Origin of the sequence: Gordonia sp. LUNF6, assembly GCF_047041125.1 — a bacterium.
GTDB classification, from domain to species: Bacteria; Actinomycetota; Actinomycetes; order Mycobacteriales; family Mycobacteriaceae; genus Gordonia; species Gordonia sihwensis.
Window position 1 is genome coordinate 867,051 of the sequence record NZ_CP178181.1, and the last position, 13,786, is coordinate 880,836.

At 69.1% G+C, this 13,786-nt stretch carries 15 protein-coding genes; 11 read left to right on the top strand and 4 right to left on the bottom strand.

What is annotated here, in order from left to right; genetic code table 11:
• Nucleotides 1-20: 20 nt before the first annotated feature.
• From ACK8HH_RS04130 to ACK8HH_RS04150, 5 genes are all read left to right on the top strand, one after another.
• Nucleotides 21-929 (top strand): DUF5336 domain-containing protein, encoded by a 909-nt coding sequence (locus tag ACK8HH_RS04130; RefSeq protein ID WP_412475564.1) that lies wholly within the window; start codon nucleotides 21-23, stop codon nucleotides 927-929.
• A 134-nt stretch (nucleotides 930-1,063) separates the two neighbouring features.
• Nucleotides 1,064-2,491 carry a DUF6350 family protein gene (locus ACK8HH_RS04135; RefSeq protein ID WP_375002599.1) on the top strand — a complete coding sequence of 476 codons (1,428 nt, stop codon included), beginning with the start codon at nucleotides 1,064-1,066 and terminating at the stop codon, nucleotides 2,489-2,491.
• A 49-nt stretch (nucleotides 2,492-2,540) separates the two neighbouring features.
• Nucleotides 2,541-3,122, top strand: coding sequence for a phosphoribosylglycinamide formyltransferase (gene purN, locus ACK8HH_RS04140; RefSeq protein ID WP_222111768.1), 582 nt, complete (start codon nucleotides 2,541-2,543; stop codon nucleotides 3,120-3,122).
• On the top strand, nucleotides 3,119-4,720 hold the full coding sequence (gene purH, locus ACK8HH_RS04145) for a bifunctional phosphoribosylaminoimidazolecarboxamide formyltransferase/IMP cyclohydrolase (RefSeq protein ID WP_412475565.1): 1,602 nt from the start codon (nucleotides 3,119-3,121) through the stop codon (nucleotides 4,718-4,720). Before purN ends, purH begins: the two co-directional genes overlap by 4 nt.
• Before the next feature lie 45 nt (nucleotides 4,721-4,765).
• Nucleotides 4,766-5,521: a sulfite exporter TauE/SafE family protein gene (locus ACK8HH_RS04150; RefSeq protein ID WP_045539344.1), complete on the top strand. Its 756-nt coding sequence runs from the start codon at nucleotides 4,766-4,768 to the stop codon at nucleotides 5,519-5,521.
• 29 nt (nucleotides 5,522-5,550) lie between these two features.
• Here ACK8HH_RS04150 and ACK8HH_RS04155 read toward each other — a convergent pair whose 3' ends face one another.
• Genes ACK8HH_RS04155 through ACK8HH_RS04165 form a run of 3 tightly spaced genes read right to left on the bottom strand, consistent with a single transcriptional unit; the run spans nucleotide 5,551 to nucleotide 7,561 of the window.
• Nucleotides 5,551-6,252, bottom strand: coding sequence for a hypothetical protein (locus ACK8HH_RS04155; protein ID WP_006894677.1), 702 nt, complete (start codon nucleotides 6,250-6,252; stop codon nucleotides 5,551-5,553).
• Complete coding sequence (locus tag ACK8HH_RS04160) at nucleotides 6,249-7,175, bottom strand: ABC transporter ATP-binding protein (protein ID WP_045539342.1); 927 nt, start codon at nucleotides 7,173-7,175, stop codon at nucleotides 6,249-6,251. Before ACK8HH_RS04160 ends, ACK8HH_RS04155 begins: the two co-directional genes overlap by 4 nt.
• Nucleotides 7,172-7,561: a GntR family transcriptional regulator gene (locus ACK8HH_RS04165; RefSeq protein ID WP_045539340.1), complete on the bottom strand. Its 390-nt coding sequence runs from the start codon at nucleotides 7,559-7,561 to the stop codon at nucleotides 7,172-7,174. Before ACK8HH_RS04165 ends, ACK8HH_RS04160 begins: the two co-directional genes overlap by 4 nt.
• Nucleotides 7,562-7,657: 96 nt before the next feature.
• Here ACK8HH_RS04165 and ACK8HH_RS04170 point away from each other — a divergent pair, with 96 nt between their 5' ends.
• From ACK8HH_RS04170 to ACK8HH_RS04185, 4 genes are all read left to right on the top strand, one after another.
• Entirely contained in the window at nucleotides 7,658-8,053 is a 396-nt protein-coding gene (locus ACK8HH_RS04170; protein WP_045539339.1) for a YchJ family protein, read from the top strand.
• A gap of 148 nt (nucleotides 8,054-8,201) precedes the next feature.
• Nucleotides 8,202-8,564, top strand: coding sequence for an ArsR/SmtB family transcription factor (locus ACK8HH_RS04175; RefSeq protein ID WP_045539337.1), 363 nt, complete (start codon nucleotides 8,202-8,204; stop codon nucleotides 8,562-8,564).
• Nucleotides 8,561-9,055, top strand: coding sequence for an SRPBCC domain-containing protein (locus ACK8HH_RS04180; protein ID WP_412475566.1), 495 nt, complete (start codon nucleotides 8,561-8,563; stop codon nucleotides 9,053-9,055). The genes ACK8HH_RS04175 and ACK8HH_RS04180 overlap by 4 nt, the downstream gene beginning before the upstream one ends.
• Nucleotides 9,052-9,618 carry a maleylpyruvate isomerase family mycothiol-dependent enzyme gene (locus ACK8HH_RS04185; RefSeq protein ID WP_412475567.1) on the top strand — a complete coding sequence of 189 codons (567 nt, stop codon included), beginning with the start codon at nucleotides 9,052-9,054 and terminating at the stop codon, nucleotides 9,616-9,618. The genes ACK8HH_RS04180 and ACK8HH_RS04185 overlap by 4 nt, the downstream gene beginning before the upstream one ends.
• Before the next feature lie 18 nt (nucleotides 9,619-9,636).
• Here ACK8HH_RS04185 and ACK8HH_RS04190 read toward each other — a convergent pair whose 3' ends face one another.
• Nucleotides 9,637-10,236 (bottom strand): TIGR03086 family metal-binding protein, encoded by a 600-nt coding sequence (locus ACK8HH_RS04190; protein WP_278126330.1) that lies wholly within the window; start codon nucleotides 10,234-10,236, stop codon nucleotides 9,637-9,639.
• Nucleotides 10,237-10,339: 103 nt separating this feature from the next.
• On the opposite strand from ACK8HH_RS04190, the gene ACK8HH_RS04195 reads away from it, so the two are divergent.
• Nucleotides 10,340-11,791: a sigma 54-interacting transcriptional regulator gene (locus ACK8HH_RS04195; protein ID WP_412475568.1), complete on the top strand. Its 1,452-nt coding sequence runs from the start codon at nucleotides 10,340-10,342 to the stop codon at nucleotides 11,789-11,791.
• 3 nt (nucleotides 11,792-11,794) lie between these two features.
• Nucleotides 11,795-13,783 carry a VWA domain-containing protein gene (locus ACK8HH_RS04200; RefSeq protein ID WP_045539332.1) on the top strand — a complete coding sequence of 663 codons (1,989 nt, stop codon included), beginning with the start codon at nucleotides 11,795-11,797 and terminating at the stop codon, nucleotides 13,781-13,783.
• The last annotated feature ends 3 nt before the right edge of the window (nucleotides 13,784-13,786 follow it).

The following is a 13,786-nucleotide window of genomic DNA, read 5'->3' on the forward strand; positions in this document are numbered from 1 at the left end:
GTCTCACGAGGAGTGATCGGATGACGTACCCGCAGTCGGGGTCTGGCTATGGCCAGGGCGACGCCGGATCCCAGTCGGCCTACGGTCAGCAGTACGGCCAGCAGTCCGGCTACGGTCAGCAGCAGTACGGCCAGCAGCAGTACGGGCAGCAGGCCGGCTACGGCCAGCAGTACGCGGCGCAGCAGCAGTACGGCCAGCAGGGCTACGGCTACCAGCAGCCGCAGCAGCCCGCGAGTCAGGGCCTTCCCGCCAACACGACGACCATCCTCGCCGCCGTCATCGGCGCGCTCGGCGTCATCACGCTGTTCTGCGGCTTCGTGGCGGGTTTCAAGGAGACCGGTCCGTACGGTGCCCAGTACAGCGCGAAGCTGTTCGAGACCGAGTTCGCGACCCCGTACGGTCTGATCGCCGTCGCGGGTGTGCTGGCTCTCGTGACCTTCCTGCTCGGTACTGAGAAGTGGGTCGCAGGCGTGGTGTTCGCGCTGTCGACCGTCGGTGCCCTCATCACGGTGTTCCAGTTCGCGACCGCTGACGCGGGCAAGGGAGCCGGCGCGATCATCCTGCTGATCACCTCCATCCTGGCCTTCCTGGCCGCGGTGGTGTGGCTGCTCATCGAGGCGGGTCAGATCAAGACGGCCGCAGCCGACGCGTCGGCCGCGGTCGCGGCTCCCGCCGCCGCCCACGCGGCGCCGGCGGCGGATCCCGCGGCGTCGTCGTACGGCCACGGCTACGGTCAGCAGGCCCAGCAGCAGGCGGCCCAGCAGCCGGCGGCCGGATACGGTCAGCAGGCGCAGGCCTCCTACCAGCCCGGTTCGAGTTACGGCCAGCCGTCGGCGACACCGTCGTACGGTCAGGCCGACACCCCGCCGGCCTCGGACGCCGGGGCGACCACCGCCTTCGTGAAGCCGGAGGACGCCGACAAGCAGTAGCACTGCTCGCTCAGTCAAGAAACTGTCGAGTTCGTACCCGTACGGGGTACGAACTCGACAGTTTTTCGTTCGGGGCAGGGGAGTGCGGCGCGTCGGCGGGGCTCGACTGCCGGACCGTGACACCCTGGTAAGCGATGTCCGCGCCTTCAACTCCGAATCTGGCGGCCCGTCTTCGGCAGGTCCGTCTGGCCCGCCGTGCCGACCAGGAGCCGAAACTGCCCGCCACCTGGGACGTGATCAAGGTCGGGCTCACCGTTCCGACCGTCGCCTGGCTGGTGTCGGCGGTGACCGTGCTGATCACCAAGGTCGCGGCGGGCGCGGGGTTCTCCAGCTTCGGGTCCGCGACCGCGGCCGGATGGCTCGCGGCCAATCAGACGGCGCTGACCGTCGGCGGCGTCACCATCGGGGTGCTTCCGCTGGTTCCGACACTCCTGATCGGATACGGAACGTACCGGGTGGTCCGTCGGGCGACGGTCGACGCGACCTCGTTCAACGAGCTCCTGCGCATCGCTGGAACGGCTGTGGTCGGGCCACTGGTCGCGACCGCGCTCGCTCTCGCGGTGGTCGCCGACGGCAGTTCGTCCGGTCCGGTGGGCAGTCCGAGTCCGCTCGCCGCGTTCGGCATGACGATCGTGGTCCACGGTGTGGCGGCGCTGGCAGGCGTGGTCCCTCGCGTGATCGGGCCGTTCCTCGATGAGTTCGCCGTCGCTGCGTCCGACCGGATCGGCGCCGAAGCCGGGGTCGCCGCCTTCTTCGCCTTGATCGCCGGGGGCGGGGTTGCCGTGTTCGCGGGCTTCCTCGCGCATCTCGGCGCGGTCTCCGATCTCCTCTCGCGAGGCAACACCTTCGACGGCTACCTCGGGCTGTCGGTGTTGTCGATCCTCTACCTGCCGAACTTCGTGGTGAACGCCGCGGCCGTCACCGCGGGCGCGAGCGCGACGCTGGGCGGCACGACGATCGATGCGCTGAGCACGCACCCGGGGACGCTGCCGCCGGTGCCGATCGCGGCGGTGGTCCCCGGCTCCGATCTCGGCGCCTGGGGGGCGTTGCTCTACGCCGTGCCCGCACTGGCCGGTGTGCTGATCGGCTGGCACACCCGCAGCGACGACCTCGTCGCCCATCTGCGGGCGATCGGCGTGGGGGCGGCGGTGGCCTCACTGCTGATGGTGGTGGCTGTGGCGTTCTCGGGCGGCACGCTCGGCGAGATGGGGGAGGCCGGCGTCAGTGTTCCGCTGGCCGGGGTCTTCACGCTGACCGCGCTCGGGGTGACGGCGACGGCGACCGCCGGGATCCTCTGGCTCAACCGCAGGTTCGGCGGTCGGCGGGCGTCCGGGGCTCCCGACCTGGATCTTGACGAACTGCTCGACGAGCCGGAACCGGTGGACGCGGATGCGGACTCGAACCCGGGAGCGGACGCGGATTCGGACCAAGATCCGGACTCGGGTGACGAGGACGGGACCGAGGCGCTCGACGACGTCGATCCGGCGGTCGCGAGTGGCGCAGACCACGGACCCCCGGCGGGGGACCGACCTCCCGGTTCAGTGCGGGAGTTGCCCAACTAAGCTGTAGGTCGTGACATCAGCCCAGGACGCCCGTGTGCCCGTGGTCGTCATGGCATCCGGCACCGGATCGTTGATGGCCGCAGTCCTCGACCTCGCAGCAACCGACGACGCACCCTTCCGCGTCGTCGGCGTAGTGGTCGACCGCGACTGCGGGGCCGCCGACCGCGCCGTCGACGCCGACCTGCCCGTGATCCTCTGCGAGTTGCGGGAGTACCCCGACCGTGAGGCGTGGGACGCGGCGCTCACCGCCTCGGTCGCGGAGTTGGCCCCGGAGTGGGTGGTCACCGCAGGCTTCATGAAGATCCTCGGCCCCGCATTCCTCGACCGTTTCGGCGGCCGGATCCTCAACTCGCATCCCGCGCTGCTGCCCGCGTTCCCCGGCGCGCACGGGGTCGCCGACGCCCTCGCGTACGGCGTCAAGGTCACCGGCACCACGGTGCACCTCGTCGACGACGGCGTCGACACCGGACCGATCCTCGCGCAGCGCATCGTGGAGGTGCTGCCCGACGATTCCGAAGAGACCCTTCACGAACGCATCAAAGAAGTCGAACGTGTGCTGCTGCCGGAAGTGGTGCATGCGGTCGTGACCCGTGGCGTTGTCACAGATGGACGAAAGGCACACATCAAGTGAATGCACCTGCAGACTCCGGAGCTCGCGCGGTGAAGCGCGCGCTGATCAGCGTCTACGACAAGAGCGGGCTCACCGAACTGGCGACCGCCCTCCACGGCGCGGGCGTCGAGATCGTCTCGACCGGCTCCACCGCCAAGACCATCGCCGGTGCGGGCGTTCCGGTGGTCGAGGTCAGCGAACTGACCGGCTTCCCGGAGTGCCTCGAGGGGCGGGTCAAGACCCTGCATCCGCGGGTGCACGCGGGCATCCTGGCCGACACTCGCAAGGACGATCATCTGGCGCAGCTCGACGAGCTGGGCGTGGCGCCCTTCGAGTTGGTGGTCGTGAACCTGTACCCGTTCACCGAGACCGTCGCCTCCGGTGCCGCCCCCGACGAGTGCGTCGAGCAGATCGACATCGGCGGTCCTTCGATGGTCCGTGCCGCCGCCAAGAACCACCCGTCGGTGGGCGTGGTGGTGGATCCCGCCGACTACCCGGACGCAGCCGCCGCCGTCGCCGGTGGCGGGTTCACCCTGGCACAGCGGAAGCAGCTGGCGGCCAAGGCCTTCCGTCATACAGCCGATTACGACGTCGCCGTCGCCTCGTGGATGACCTCGGTGGTCGCGCCGTCGGAGGAGACCGCAGGCGAACCGGGTGCGACCACCGGCGCGCAGTTCCCCGTGTGGGCCGGCGCCACCTGGAAGCGGTCGGCCACCCTGCGCTACGGGGAGAACCCGCATCAGGCGGCCGCGCTCTACGTCGACACCGACGCAGCACCGGGGCTGGCTCAGGCCGAGCAGCTGCACGGCAAGGAGATGTCGTTCAACAACTACACCGACGGCGACGCCGCCTGGCGTGCCGCCTACGACCACGCCGGACCGGCGGTCGCGATCATCAAACACGCGAACCCCTGCGGCATCGCGGTGGGGGCCGACATCGCCGAAGCGCACCGCAAGGCGCACGCCTGCGATCCGGTCAGCGCGTACGGGGGCGTGATCGCCACCAACCGCGAGGTGTCGGTCGAGATGGCCGAGCAGGTGGCGGAGATCTTCACCGAGGTCATCATCGCGCCGAGCTACGCCGACGGCGCGGTGGACGTCCTCTCGCGGAAGAAGAACATCCGCATCCTCGTCGCGCAGGCTCCGGCCGGGAGCGGTATCGAGATGCGTCCGGTCTCGGGCGGGTTGCTTCTGCAGGAGCGCGACGTGATCGACGCCGAGGGCGACGATCCGGCCAACTGGACGCTCGCCACGGGTACCGCGGCCGACGAGCAGACGCTGCGCGATCTGGTCTTCGCCTGGCGTGCCTGCCGTGCGGTCAAGTCGAACGCCATTCTGCTCGCCTCCGACGGTGCGTCGGTCGGCGTCGGGATGGGTCAGGTCAACCGCGTCGACTCCGCGCATCTGGCGGTGAACCGGGCGGGCGAGCGCGCGGCGGGCGCGGTCGGTGCGTCCGACGCCTTCTTCCCGTTCCCCGACGGTCTTCAGGTGCTGATCGACGCCGGCGTGCGCGCGGTGGTCCAGCCGGGCGGTTCGGTCCGCGACAACGAGGTGATCGAGGCCGCCAAGGCTGCGGGCGTCACGATGTACCTGACCGGGGCGCGTCACTTCGCACACTGAGTGCCGTACGGCACGTGAGGCGCGCATGAACAGCGCTCTCGCCGCATGACGGTGATCGGGCTCCTCGCACTCGTGGCCGCGGGGTTCGGTGCGGGCGTGGTCGGCTACATGACCGGGCTGGCTTCTATCGTGAGCTATCCGGCGCTGCTCGCGGCGGGCTTGACGCCCCTGTCCGCCAATGTCACCAACACGGTGGCTCTGGTCGCCGTCGGTGTGGGGAGCTTCGCGAAGTCGGGCCGGGCGCTCACTGCCGACGACGGCGGCCGGTCGCTGCTGCGCTCGTCGCTGATGGCGCTGGCCGGCGGAATCGTGGGTGCGGCGTTGCTGCTGCTGGCGCCCGCCGCGGCGTTCGGATACGTCGTTCCGTACCTGGTGGCGCTGGCGTCGGTCGCGCTGCTGGCGCAGCCCGGTCTTCGACGGTGGATCGAGCACGGCTCCGACCGTCCGGTGGCCTGGCCGGTCGCGGTGTTCGTGGTGTCGATCTACGGCGGCTATTTCGGTGCGGGAGCCGGCGTGATCTTTCTCGCGCTCGCGCTGCTCCTGACGAGTCTGCCGCTGTGGCACTCCATGCTGCTGAAATCGGCGCTTCTGGGCGTCGCCAATGCGGTCGCGGCCGTCGCCTTCATCGTCTTCGGTCCGGTGCACTGGCCGGCGGCGGTGGCGATGGGCATCGGCTGTCTGCTCGGCGGCTGGATGGGGCCGTCGCTGGTCGCTCGGCTGCCTGCCCGGCCCCTGCGGATCGCGATCGGTCTGTGCGGTCTCGGACTCGCGGTATGGCTCGGCCTCCGTCCGGCCGGCTGAGCCGTACGCGTACCTGAGCCGTACGCGTCCTACGGAATCGCTCGCCGCAGAGTCGCGTACGAGACGCCCGACAGCGCCGCCACCAGGACGAGCCCGTAACCGCCTACCGCGACCGGCGTGAGACCGGTGAACCAGCGTCCGACGGCCGGCCAGCCGCCGCCGAGACTGATGCCCAAGATCGCGAGGGCGATCGCCGCGGCCAGACCGATGCCGATGAGGACCAGTGTCAGCATGCCGAACCGCTTGTACACGGTGGCGGCGAAGAAGCCGATGGTGAACGTGAGCATCGGCGCCATGAAGTACAGCAGGCCGGCGGCCGCGGGTCCCTGGTTCCAGATCCACGGCACCGCGAAGAAGTAGCCGTCGATCCCCCAACCGTCGGTGGCCTTCTCGATCAGGCCGCCGATCACGTACAGCACGGCGAGGCCGATGGACGCGAGGAGGGCGGTGAGGGTGGTCCCGAGATAGAACTCGCGACGAGTGACGCTCATGGCCTGGGAGAACGGGAAGGTCAGCGACATCGCCTGGATGCCGATCACGGCGAAGTACCAGAGGGGTGCCTGTGATGCGCCGCCGTAGATCGGGTCGGTGAGGTCGCTGACCGAGGCGTAGATCGCCCCGTAGATGATCAGCGAGATCGCGAACGCGGCGCCGAAGATCGTCAGCGGCAGCCAGACGAAGATCTTCTTGTTGATCAGTTGCATGCGGACGACGTTCGCTGTGCGGTTCATCGCGAGGCTCCCATCGGACGAGAGGTTGGCTCACGCCGGTCGGCGCGAGTGGTGAGACGGACGATCAGTTCCTGCATCGAGACCGGAGCGGTGGCGATGCCGCGGGCGGACAGTTCGGCCAGGTCGGTGTCCTCGAGTCGTCCCAGGACGGTCACCGAGGCGACGGAGCCGAGTCGGTCGCGGTGCAGTTCTTCGCGGTCGCCGATGAAGGCGTCGACGGCGGATTCGGCGCCGACCACGGTGAACGCCATGCCGCGGAGGTCGTCGGCCGACTCGTTCAGGACGAGCCTGCCCTCGTCGACCACGAGCACCTGCTCGACGAGGTTCGAGACCTCGTCGATGAGATGGCTCGACAGCAGAATGGTGCGGGGGAAGTCGCTGTAGTCCTCGAGGAGACGGTCGTAGAACAGTTGTCGGGCGACGGCGTCGAGACCGAGGTAGGGCTCGTCGAAGAAGGTCACGTCGGCGCGGGAGGCGAGGCCGATGATGACTCCGACCGCGGACAGCTGACCCCGGGAGAGCTTCTTGATGCGCCGGCAGTCGGGAAGCCGGAACTCCTCCACGAGGCGGTCGGCGAGTTCTTGGTCCCAGTTCGGGAAGAACAACCGTGCCATCTGGAAAGCCTGGGCCGGAGTGGAGTCCTCGGGGTAGCGCTGGCTCTCGCGTACGAAGCAGATGCGCGGCAGGACGTGCGTGTTCTCGTACGGGTCTTCGCCGAAGATCCGGGGCTCACCGGACGTCGCGAAGTTCTGAGCGGTGAGGATCGACATCAGCGTGGTCTTGCCCGCGCCGTTGCGGCCGAACAGCCCGCAGACGGTGTTCGCCGGAAGGTCGAAGCTCACGTCGTCGAGGGCGTTCGTCGATCCGTATCGCTTGGTGAGGCCTCGCGCGCTGATGGCGGGTGCGCTGGTCTGGCTGGTCATGGCCGGACTCCTTCCGACGGCTGATCGATGGTGGTGGAACGTTCGTGAATGAGGGCGACGACGTCGTCGGCGGTCAGGTTCAGCCGGCGTGACTCCACCAGCAGTGGAGTCACGAACCGGTCGGCGAAGGCCTCCCGGCGACGCACGCTCAACGCGGCGCGGGCCCCGGCGGCGACGAACATTCCCACGCCGCGCTTCTTGTAGAGGACGCCTTGGTCGACGAGCAGGTTGATGCCCTTCGCTGCGGTCGCGGGATTGATGCGGTAAAAGGCGGCGAGTTCGTTGGTGGAGGGCGCGCGAGTCTCCTCGGGCAGGGTGCCGTCGATGATCGAATCGGCAACGTGGTCGGCGACCTGCTGGAAGATGGCCCTCCCGTCGTCAATCATTGGACCGCCTCGGTTTCTTGGTTAATTACTTGACTAACTAACCATGCAACCAGTCGTCGGAGGTTGTCAAGGGGTGCGGTGCGATAGGTTGGCCGAATGAGCGATCGGCGATGCCCGTGCGGTTCGGGAGAGGTGCTGACGGCGTGTTGCGGGCGCTACCTCACGGGCCTCGGTGTGGGGAGGCCGGCGCCGACGGCCGAAGCGTTGATGCGCAGCAGGTTCACGGCGTTCGCACTCGGTGACGAGGAGCACCTGCTCGCGACCTGGCATCCGGACACCAGGCCGGACGAGTGTGCGCCCGAATCCGGCACGCGCTGGCTGCATCTCCATATCGACGAGGTCGTGGACGGGTCGCCCTTTCATCAGACGGGCGTCGTCGCCTTCACTGCCGTCTTCCGCGACTCCGGAGGCCGCGGTGAACTGCACGAGCGCAGTAGATTCGTCCGAGTCGGCCGTGTCTGGCTCTACGTGGACGGCGTGCACGCGGTGTGAAGCGGCCGCCACGCGCTGTGAACGGGCTGCCGCGGCGTTCTCCTGCGACAGGCGGCAGTCGTCGATACTCAACCAAGGGGTTGACAACGCACCTCACGCGGCGTCTACTCGTAGACAACCATTTGGTTGAATAAGGAGGTCGACGGCGATGGCCGACGAGTTGTCTCTCATATTCGCGGCACTGGCGGATCCGACGCGTCGAGACATGGTCGCGCGTCTCACGGCCGCGGACGCGACCGTGGGGCAGCTCGCCGAACCCTACGACGTCAGCGTGCAGGCGATCTCCAAGCATCTGAAGGTGCTCGAAGAGGCCGGCCTGGTGACGCGCTCACGGGACGGGCAACGACGTCCGGTGCACCTGGAGACCGAGGTCTTCGACCTGATGGCCAAATGGATCGAACGGTATCGCCGCCGAGCGGAAGCGCGGTACCAGCGGCTCGACGCAGTCCTCGCAGAGATGACGGGCGCCGATGCCGCGCACTCCACCGACACCGAAGGGGCCGCATCATGAACACCGAGACCTATCCCGAAGCCGCGATCGACGCCGACCCGGCGCTGCCGATCATCCGGATCACCCGCGACTTCCGGGCCACACCGGCCCAACTCGCCAAAGCGCACCTCGACCCGGAACTTTTCATGCGGTGGGTGGGACCCGACGCCATCACCTCGCGCGTCGTGATCTGGGATGCCCGCAGCGGCGGCGAATGGCGGTACGTCTCCGAACACGAGGGGCAGGAGTTCGGGTTCCGGGGCTGCTTCCACACCGTCGGCGACGATCGCATCGTTCAGACTTTCACCTTCGAGGGCATGCCCGACGAGGTGTCGTTGGAGCCCCTCCGCTTCATCGATCTGGGCGACGGGCGCACCCGATTGGAGGCGCAGTCGCTCTGCGACTCCATCGAGGTCCGTGACGCCTGGCTGCGGTCGGGTATGGAGGTCGGCGTGCGGGAGGGCTATGCGAAGCTCGACCGATTGCTCGCCGACGGCGAGGTCCGGGCGTGAGCCGACTGAGCGGTCTCACGGCGTCCGATCGTCACCGCGTGGTCGCCTCCGACTTCGGTTCGCAGGCGGCCGCCACGGCCGACTGGGACGCGCCGTCGCCCGTCGACGGCTGGCGGGCACGGGACGTCGTCGCCCACCTCACCGGGTGGTTTCCGGCGTTTCTCGCCGACGGCGGCGTTCGGTTCGACGCGGCGCCGTCGGCCGACGATCCGGCCGCCGTCTGGTCGGCGCACTCGGCGCGTGTCCAGGAGCTGTTCATGCGCGACGACGTCGAGTTCTCGCACCCGAGGGTGGGCACGATGCCGCTGGCTGATGCCGTCGACCGCTTCTACACAGCCGACGTGTTCATGCACACCTGGGATCTCGCGCAGGCGAGCGGCCGTCGCCCGGACCTGAACGCGGAGTTCGCGGCGCAGTTGCTGGACGGACTGCGGGGGATGGAAGAGGTGCTGCGCTCGTCCGGTCAGTACGGTCCCGCGAAGACCGCACCGGCCGGCGCCGACCCAGTGATGCGCCTGGCGGCGTTCATCGGCCGCGACCCGCACTTCGCCGACGCCCGATAGCCGTCCGGAGCAGGGCCCTCAGGCGGACCAGTCCGGGTCCCGGCCGGCGAATCCGAGGATGTGGTCCGTCTCGTCGCGATCCGCGCCGACCTCGACGGGGGCGCCGAAAACGCCGGGCCTGCGGGTCACCTCGTCGGGGACGTGGGCGAAGACGTCGCGGATGAACTGGACGGCTGCGGCCGGGAACCGCACGCGCGAGCCGGTGGCCGCGGCGAGGTCCCAACCGTGCAGGTACAAGTCCACCGCGGGGAAGGACAGACCCTCCCTCACCGTCCGGCGTCCGACGGGGCTGTCGACCTCGCGGTCCAGATCGGTCACCTCGGCCAGGGCCTGACGGGCCTGTGCCGCTGCGGCCGCCCACCACACCGCCGGGTCGCCCTCGACCGCCGACGAGGGCGGATCGTGTCTGTTGAACTCGCGCTCGCCTCCGCGGAGTATGCGCGCGCCGACCAGTGCCGCCTCGCCCACGTGCCCGAGGACGTCCAGTGCCGTCCATCCGTCGCAGGGAGACGGAGCGGTCCAGCGGTCGGCGGGCACGGTCTCCACCACGCCGGTGAAGAAGGTCAGCCCGTTGTCGTAGGTGTCGAGGGAATCCCAGGGAGCGGTGTTCGAGGACATGATGCGAATCCTTCCGAAGAGGTGAGTAGAGCGTATCGACGAGCACTGACAGACCACGGACGAATTCGCCGCCTTCAGCGGGCGGGCCGGATCGGGAGGTAGCGTGGATGACGTGGCTGTCACCGATATCGACACTCCTGCACCGGCTCTCACCACCGTCGGCGAACTGCGTGCCTCCGGGCACGTGGAACGTGACGTCCGGGACGAGATCCGCAACAATCTGCTGACGGCGCTGCGCGCAGGCGACGACCCGTGGAACGGCATCGTCGGATTCGACGACACCGTGATCCCGCAGCTCGAACGCGCGTTGATCGCGGGGCACGATGTGGTGATGCTCGGTGAGCGCGGACAGGGCAAGACCAGGCTGCTGCGCACGCTGGCCGGGCTGCTCGACGAATGGACGCCGGTCATCGACGGCTCCGAACTCGACGAGCATCCGTACAACCCCATCCTGCCCGCCTCGATCCGGCGGGCCGCGGAGCTCGGTGACGCGCTGCCGGTGGCATGGCGGCATCGGAGCGAACGGTACAGCGAGAAGCTCGCGACCCCGGACACCTCGGTGGCCGACCTGGTCGGCGACATCGACCCGATGAAGGTGGCCCAGGGGCGGAGTCTTGGCGATCCGGAGACCATCGCATTCGGTCTCATCCCGCGGGCTCATCGCGGCATCATCGCGATCAACGAGCTGCCCGACCTCGCCGAACGGATCCAGGTGTCGATGCTCAATGTGATGGAGGAGCGAGACATCCAGGTCCGCGGCTACAGCCTGCGACTGCCCCTCGACGTCCTCGTGACGGCCAGCGCGAATCCCGAGGACTACACCAATCGAGGGCGGATCATCACTCCGCTCAAAGACCGGTTCGGTGCCGAGATCCGCACGCACTACCCGCTCGACCTGCAGGACGAGGTGGACGTCATCGAGCAGGAGGCCGACCTCGTCGCCTCGGTGCCGTCCTATCTGATCGAGGTGCTGGCGCGATTCACCCGCTACGCCCGCGAGCATCCGTCGATCGACCAGCGCTCGGGTGTGTCCGCGCGGTTCTCGATCGCCGCTGCGGAGACGGTGGCCGCGGCCGCGCTGCATCGTTCCGTGGTGGCCGGCGAGGAGTTCCCGGTCGCGCGACCGGTCGACCTGCACGCGGTGATCGAGGTGCTGCGCGGCAAAGTGGAATTCGAGTCCGGCGAGGAGGGGCGTGAGCTCGAGATCCTCGACTACCTGCTCCGCAAATCCGTCGCCGACACCGTCCGGGCCCACCTCGGCGGCGTCGACATGGCGCCGCTCGTCGCGGCGTTGGAGGCGGGCGAGGAGGTGCTCACCGGCGACCGCGTTCCCGCGGGCGACGTGCTGACAGCGCTCGGCGACACCGGCGCGGTGGCCGAAGTGATCGACGAGATCACCCGGCGCCTGGATTCCACCGACGCCGCCGAGCGCGCCAGCGCCGCCGAACTGGCCCTGGAGGGGTTGTATCTCGCGCGCCGGATCGGCAAGGACACCGACGAGTACGGCCGCACCGCCTACCTGGTGGAACAGGTCGACGAGGACGACACGGCCTAGCTCATGAGCAGAAGGCGCTTCCACCGCTCGTCCTACCGGCGCTACACCGGCGGGCCCGACCCGCTGGCGCCGCCCGTCGACCTCCGCGAGGCCCTGGAGGCGATCGGTGACGACGTGATGGCGGGATCCTCGCCCGACCGTGCGCTTCGCGAGTTCCTCCGTCGCGGGAGCGAGAACATGCGCGGGCTGGACCGGCTGGCGGAGATGGCGAACCGCAGACGGCGCGAACTGCTACGGAACCGGAACCTCGACGGGACGTTCGACGAGATCCGCGAACTGCTCGATTCGGCGGTGCTCAGCGAACGCAAGCAACTCGCGCGCGACCTCGACGACGACGCCCGGCTCGCCGAGATGCAGATCGAGAGCCTTCCGGCGTCGACGGCGCAGGCGGTCCGCGAACTCGCCGACTACGACTGGCGCAGTCCGCAGGCGCGCGCCGACTACGAGAAGATCTCCGACCTGCTCGGGCGCGAAGTGCTCGACCAGCGGTTCGCCGGAATGAAGCAGGCTCTGGAGGGCGCCACCGACGACGATCGTCGGCGCATCTCGGAGATGCTCGACGATCTCAACGACCTGCTCGCCGCGCACAATCGCGGCGAGGACACGAGCGAGCAGTTCGCCGAGTTCATGGACAAGCACGGCGAGTTCTTCCCGGAGGATCCGCGCAGCACCGAGGAGCTGATCGACTCCCTGGCGCGCCGGTCCGCCGCAGCGCAGCAGTTCTTCAACTCGCTGACCCCCGAACAGCAGGCGGAGCTCGCCGAACTGTCGCAGCAGGCCTTCGGTTCGCCTGCGCTGATGTCGCAGCTCGCGCAGATGGACGACGCGCTGCGTCAGGCGCGGCCCGACCTCGACTGGAACGGCGGCCAGGAGTTCTCCGGCGATCAGCCGATGGGACTCGGCGAGGGCGCGGCGGCGCTGCGCGATATCGCCGAGCTCGAGAACCTGGCAGAGCAGCTGTCGCAGGGATACGCGGGGGCGCAGCTCGAGGACGTGGACCTCGACGCCCTCGCGCGGCAACTCGGTGACGAAGCCGCGGCCGATGCGCGGACGCTCGCCGAACTCGACCGGGCGATGCGCGAGGAGGGCTTCTTCGACCGCGCCCCGGACGGTCAGACGAGGTTGAGTCCGAAGGCGATGCGCCGACTCGGGCAGGCGATCCTGCGTGACATCGCCCAGCAGTTGTCCGCACGCGGCGGCGACCGGCAGTCCGACCTCGCCGGCCGGCTCGGGGAGCCCACCGGAAGCAGCCGTGAGTGGCAGTTCGGCGACACCCAGCCGTGGAACGTCACCCGCACCGTCACCAACGCGGTGTTGCGCACCGTCGCCGAGGACCCGTCCGCGGCCGCTCGTCTCGCATCGGGCGACGGCGTGCGCCTCGACGTCGGTGACATCGAAGTGATCGAGACCGAGGCGCGGACCCAGGCCGCCGTCGTCCTCCTCGTCGACACCTCGTTCTCCATGGTGATGGAGGGCCGTTGGACTCCGATGAAGCGGACGGCATTGGCCCTCAATCAGCTCATCAGCACCCGGTTCCGCACCGACGAACTGCACTTGATCGAGTTCGGCCGCGTGGCCCGCGACACCACCGTCGACGTATTGACCGCGCTCGAGCCGCGGATGGAGCAGGGCACCAACCTGCACCACGCGCTGTTGCTGGCGCAGCGGCACCTCCGGCGGTTCCCGAATGCCCAGCCGGTGGTGCTGATCGTCACCGACGGTGAGCCGACCGCGCATCTGGAGCCGGACGGAGAGGACTTCTTCTTCTACCCGCCGCATCCGCGCACTATCGGGCTCACGGTGTCGGAGCTGGATCATCTCTCGCGCATGGGCACCCAGATCACGTTCTTCCGGCTGGGCGAGGATCCCGGCCTGGCGCGGTTCATCGACCGCATCGCGCGCCGGATCGGCGGCCGCGTCGTGGCGCCGGACCTCGACGGTCTCGGTGCGGCCGTGGTCGGGGATTACCTCCGGTCGCGACGGGCCCGGTAGCCG